Annotated in this window: 3 protein-coding genes; all 3 read right to left on the reverse strand. The window is 67.0% G+C overall.

Going from position 1 to position 5,471, the window contains the following annotated elements; genetic code table 11:
- Positions 1-72 precede the first annotated feature (72 nt).
- Positions 73-2,667, reverse strand: coding sequence for a DNA gyrase subunit A (gene gyrA / locus ABZ281_RS35840; RefSeq protein WP_356662242.1), 2,595 nt, complete (start codon positions 2,665-2,667; stop codon positions 73-75).
- 42 nt (positions 2,668-2,709) lie between these two features.
- Complete coding sequence (gene gyrB / locus ABZ281_RS35845) at positions 2,710-4,770, reverse strand: DNA topoisomerase (ATP-hydrolyzing) subunit B (protein WP_356662243.1); 2,061 nt, start codon at positions 4,768-4,770, stop codon at positions 2,710-2,712.
- Between the two features lie 431 nt (positions 4,771-5,201).
- The coding region (locus ABZ281_RS35850) for a DUF721 domain-containing protein (RefSeq protein ID WP_356662244.1) at positions 5,202-5,471 on the reverse strand (270 nt) is incomplete at its 5' end.

A 5,471-nucleotide genomic window follows, 5' to 3' on the forward strand; every position in this document is an offset into this window, starting at 1 on the left:
GCTTCCGTACCCCTCGAGGTTCCGGCCGGTCCGGCGCCCGTGGCTCCGCTCACGCTGACTCACTCCTCGTGCCTACTCGGCCGAGGGCGCCTCACCCTCGTCCGTGCCGGTGGCCGTGGCGCCTTCGGCGGTCTCGTCGACGACCACATCGCCGTCGACCTCCTCCGCCTCGCGCCCCGCCTCGGCGTTGCGAGCGATGCCCACGACGGCATCGCGCTTGCCCAGATTGATCAGTTGGACGCCCATGGTGTCACGGCCGGTTTCCCTGATCTCGTTGACTCGCGTACGAATCACACCGCCCGACAGCGTGATGGCGAGGATCTCGTCGGTCTCCTCGACCACCAGCGCGCCGACGAGGGAGCCACGGTCCTCGACGATCTTGGCGGCCTTGATGCCGAGGCCGCCGCGACCCTGGACGCGGTACTCGTCGACGTTGGTCCGCTTCGCGTACCCGCCGTCTGTGGCAGTGAACACGAACGTACCGGGTCGAACAACATTCATCGAGAGCAACTCGTCGCCCTCGCGGAAGCTCATGCCCTTGACACCCGAGGTGGCACGGCCCATGGGTCGCAGGGTGTCGTCCGATGCGGTGAACCTGATCGACTGCGCCTTCTTGCTGATCAGAAGCAGATCGTCGTCCGCCGAGACCAGTTCGGCTCCGATCAGTTCGTCGTCCGAACCGTCCTGCCCCTCACGCAGGTTGATCGCGATCACACCGCCGGAACGGGGCGAATCGTAATCCTTCAGAGGCGTCTTCTTCACAAGTCCGGCCTTGGTGGCGAGCACGAGGTAGGGAACCGCCTCGTAATCGCGGATCGCCAGGATCTCGGCGATCGCCTCGTCCGGCTGGAAGGCGAGCAGGTTCGCGACGTGCTGGCCGCGCGCGTCCCGGCCGGCGTCGGGCAGCTCGTAGCCCTTCACGCGATAGACGCGGCCCTTGTTGGTGAAGAACAGCAGCCAGTGGTGCGTGGTGGACACGAAGAAGTGGTCGACGATGTCGTCTTCCTTGAGCTTCGTGCCGCGCACGCCCTTGCCTCCGCGCTTCTGGGCGCGGTAGTCGTCGGTCTTGGTGCGCTTGATGTAACCGCCCCGGGTGACCGTGACGACGATGTCCTCCTCGGCGATCAGGTCCTCGATGGACATGTCGCCCTCGTAGGGGATCAGCGTCGTCTTGCGGTCGTCGCCGAACTTCTCGACGATCGCGGCCAGTTCGGCGCTGACGATGCCGCGCTGGCGGACCGGGGAGGCGAGGATCTCATTGTACTCGTTGATCTTGGCCTGGAGTTCGTCGTGCTCCTGGACGATCTTCTGGCGCTCCAGGGCGGCCAGTCGGCGCAGCTGCATCTCGAGGATGGCGTTGGCCTGGATCTCGTCGATCTCCAGCAGGCTCATCAGGCCGCCGCGGGCGATCTCGACGGTGTCGCTGCGCCGGATCAGCGCGATGACCTCGTCGATGGCGTCCAGGGCCTTCAGCAGACCGCGCAGGATGTGCGCCCGCTCCTCGGCCTTGCGCAGCCGGAAGCGCGTACGGCGGACGATGACCTCGATCTGGTGCGTCACCCAGTGGCGGATGAACGCGTCGAGCGACAGCGTGCGCGGCACGCCGTCCACCAGCGCCAGCATGTTGGCGCCGAAGTTCGTCTGCAGGTCGGTGTGCTTGTAGAGGTTGTTCAGCACGACCTTGGCGACCGCGTCCCGCTTCAGCACGATGACCAGACGCTGGCCCGTGCGCGAGGAGGTCTCGTCACGGACGTCCGCGATGCCGCCGATCTTGCCGTCCTTCACGAGGTCGGCGATCTTCTGCGCCAGGTTGTCCGGGTTGACCTGGTACGGCAGCTCCGTGACCACCAGGCACTGGCGGTTCTGGATCTCCTCGACCTCGACGACCGCGCGCATGGTGATGGAGCCGCGGCCGGTGCGGTACGCCTCCTCGATGCCCCGGCGGCCGACGACGAGCGCGCCGGTCGGGAAGTCCGGGCCCTTGATGCGCTCGACGAGCGCGTCCAGCAGCTCCTCGTGGGAGGCCTCGGGGTTCTCCAGGTACCACTGGGCGCCGGCCGCGACCTCGCGCAGGTTGTGCGGCGGGATGTTGGTGGCCATACCGACCGCGATACCGGCCGAGCCGTTGATCAGCAGGTTCGGGAAGCGGGCCGGCAGGACGGTCGGCTCCTGGGAGCGGCCGTCGTAGTTGTCCGTGAAGTCGACGGTCTGCTCGTCGATGTCGCGGACCATCTCCATCGACAGCGGCGCCATCTTGCACTCGGTGTACCGCATGGCCGCGGCCGGGTCGTTGCCCGGGGAGCCGAAGTTGCCGTTGGAGTCCACGAGCGGCATGCGCATCGACCACGACTGCGCGAGGCGGACCAGCGCGTCGTAGATGGAGGAGTCGCCGTGCGGGTGGTAGTTGCCCATGACGTCGCCGACGACGCGGGCGCACTTGTAGAAGCCGCGCTCGGGGCGGTAGCCGCCGTCGTACATGGCGTACAGCACGCGGCGGTGGACGGGCTTGAGGCCGTCGCGGACGTCCGGCAGCGCACGCGAGACGATGACGGACATCGCATAGTCGAGATACGAGCGCTGCATCTCCGTCTCGAGCCCGACGGGCTCGACGCGCATGGCCAGGGCGTCACCCTCGGGCGTCGTCACGGGAGTGTTCTCGTCGGTCATTGCTGGTGAAGATCCTTCCTGATGCGGTCAGCTGAGACCGACTCAGATGTCGAGGAAGCGGACGTCCTTGGCGTTGCGCTGGATGAACGCGCGGCGGGCCTCGACGTCCTCGCCCATGAGGACCGAGAACAGGTCGTCGGCCTGGGCGGCGTCGTCGAGGGTGACCTGGCCCAGGACGCGGTGCTCCTGGTCCATGGTCGTGATGCGCAGTTCCTCGGCGTTCATCTCACCGAGACCCTTGAAGCGCTGCACGGAGTCGTCCTTGATGCGCTTGCCCGCGTTGCGGCCCATCTCGATCAGGGCGTCGCGCTCGCGGTCGGAGTACGCGTACTCGAAGTCGTCCTTGCCCCACTTGATCTTGTAGAGCGGCGGGCGGGAGAGGTACACGTGCCCGGCCTCGACCAGGGGCCGCATGAAGCGGAACAGGAAGGTCAGCAGCAGGGTGTTGATGTGCTGGCCGTCGACGTCGGCGTCCGCCATCAGGATGATCTTGTGATAGCGCAGCTTCTCGATGTCGAAGTCCTCGTGGACTCCGGTGCCGAAGGCCGAGATCAGCGCCTGGATCTCCTGGTTCTGCAGGATCTTGTCGATCCGCGCCTTCTCGACGTTCAGGATCTTGCCGCGGATCGGGAGGATCGCCTGGTACTGCGGGTTGCGGCCGGACTTGGCCGAGCCGCCGGCGGAGTCACCCTCGACGATGAAGATCTCGCACTTGATGGGATCGTTCGACTGGCAGTCGGAGAGCTTGCCGGGCAGGGACGCGGTCTCCAGCAGGCCCTTGCGGCGGGTGAGGTCACGGGCCTTGCGGGCCGCCACGCGCGCGGTGGCCGCCTGGATGCCCTTGCGGATGATGTCCGCGGCCTCGTTCGGGTTGCGGTCCAGCCAGTCCGTGAGGTGCTCGTAGACGACCTTCTGCACGAAGGTCTTGACCTCGGTGTTGCCCAGCTTGGTCTTCGTCTGGCCCTCGAACTGGGGCTCGCTCAGCTTGACCGAGATGATCGCCGTCAGACCCTCGCGGATGTCGTCACCCGTGAGGTTGTCGTCCTTTTCGCGCAGCAGCCTCTTGTCGCGCGCGTATTTGTTGATCAGCGAGGTCAGCGCGGAGCGGAAGCCCTCTTCGTGCGTACCGCCCTCGTGGGTGTGGATGATGTTGGCGAAGGAGTACACGCCCTCGGTGTAGCCGCCGTTCCACTGCATCGCGACCTCGAGGGACAGGCTCTTGTCCTTGTCCTCGGCCTCGAGGTCGATCACGGTGGGGTGCACCAGGTCTCCCTTGCGGGAGTTGAGGTACGTCACGAAGTCGACGATGCCGCCCTCGTAGTGGTACGAGACGCTCTTGACCTCGTGCTTCTCGTCCTCGCCCGCCTCGTCCGCACCGGCGGTGGCCTTCGCCGACTCGCGCTCGTCGGTGAGGTTGATGCGCAGGCCCTTGTTGAGGAACGCCATCTCCTGGAAGCGCCGCGACAGCGTCTCGAAGGAGTAGTCGGTGGTCTCGAAGATGTCCGGGTCGGCCCAGAAGGTGACCGAGGTGCCATGCTCGTCGGTGGCCTCGTGCTTGGCGAGCGGGGCCGTCGGGACACCCAACTTGTAGTCCTGTGTCCAGCGGTGGCCGTCGGTCTTGACCTCCACCGCGACCCTGGTGGACAGGGCGTTGACGACGGACACACCCACGCCGTGCAGACCGCCGGAGACCGCGTAGCCGCCGCCGCCGAACTTGCCGCCCGCGTGCAGGACCGTCAGCACGACCTCGAGGGCCGGCTTGCCTTCTGAGGGGACGATGCCGACCGGGATGCCACGTCCGTTGTCGATGACCCGCACGCCGCCGTCGGCGAGAATCGCGACGTCGATGGTGTCCGCGTGCCCGGCCAGCGCCTCGTCGACGGAGTTGTCGACGACCTCCTGCACCAGGTGGTGAAGTCCGCGCTCACCGGTCGAGCCGATGTACATACCGGGTCGCTTGCGGACCGCGTCCAGACCCTCGAGGACGGTGATGGCGCTGGCGTCGTACGAGGCGGTCACCTCGCCGTTCGACGAGGCGACCGCGCCGGTGGCGCCGGCGTCGGTGGACGGAATGTTCTCGTTGGGGTTGCCGGAATCGGCCACGAAGCGCCCTTTCTGGCACAGCACGAGCCAGGCTCGTCGGCGGGTTGCCGGAGCGGCTGCGGCATGTTGCGTTGGTAAGCCTTGATCAGCGTTGCTCAGCTTTTCCCGGACGGTCCCCACGATTGGGGCGGGATTGCTTCCAGTCTACCGGTAGCACTGACACTGATGGGGGTTTGCCGGTACCTGAGTCCGCATGTGCCGCCCTCGACGGGTCTTGTCCGACTCCCGATATACGGATGGGGGCTCCAAGAGGCTCACGGAGGCACTCAGCGCTTCCGGCCGTCAACCCTTGGCTACTTCGGAGTCAGGTCGCGATTCGCAACCGTGTGCGGGCACACGACGAGCGGGTCGCGGGCGCTCCGAAAGAGCAGGCGGAAGCCCTTGATGTGATGTCAGTCACGCGCTGTGGACGGGTGGGAAACCGGTGCCGATCAGCCGTAGGTATCGCCCGGGCCGGTGCTGCCGGGGGCGCGCAGCGGGCCGTAGCGGCGGGCGGGGCCGGCGGGGCCCTGGACCTTGATCAGCGTCACCCTGCCGTGGCCCAGGTCCTCGTTGAGGCGCGCGACCAGCGTGGGTGCGAGCAGCCGGAGGTTGGTCGCCCAGGCCGTCGAGTCGCAGCGCACGGTGAGGACGCGCTCGTCCTCGTCGTACTTCTCCGGCACACAGTGCTTGGCCCTCAACCGGGTGCCAGTCCCGTCGCG

The organism is Streptomyces sp. NPDC006265 (assembly GCF_040613555.1).
Lineage (GTDB): Bacteria > Actinomycetota > Actinomycetes > Streptomycetales > Streptomycetaceae > Streptomyces.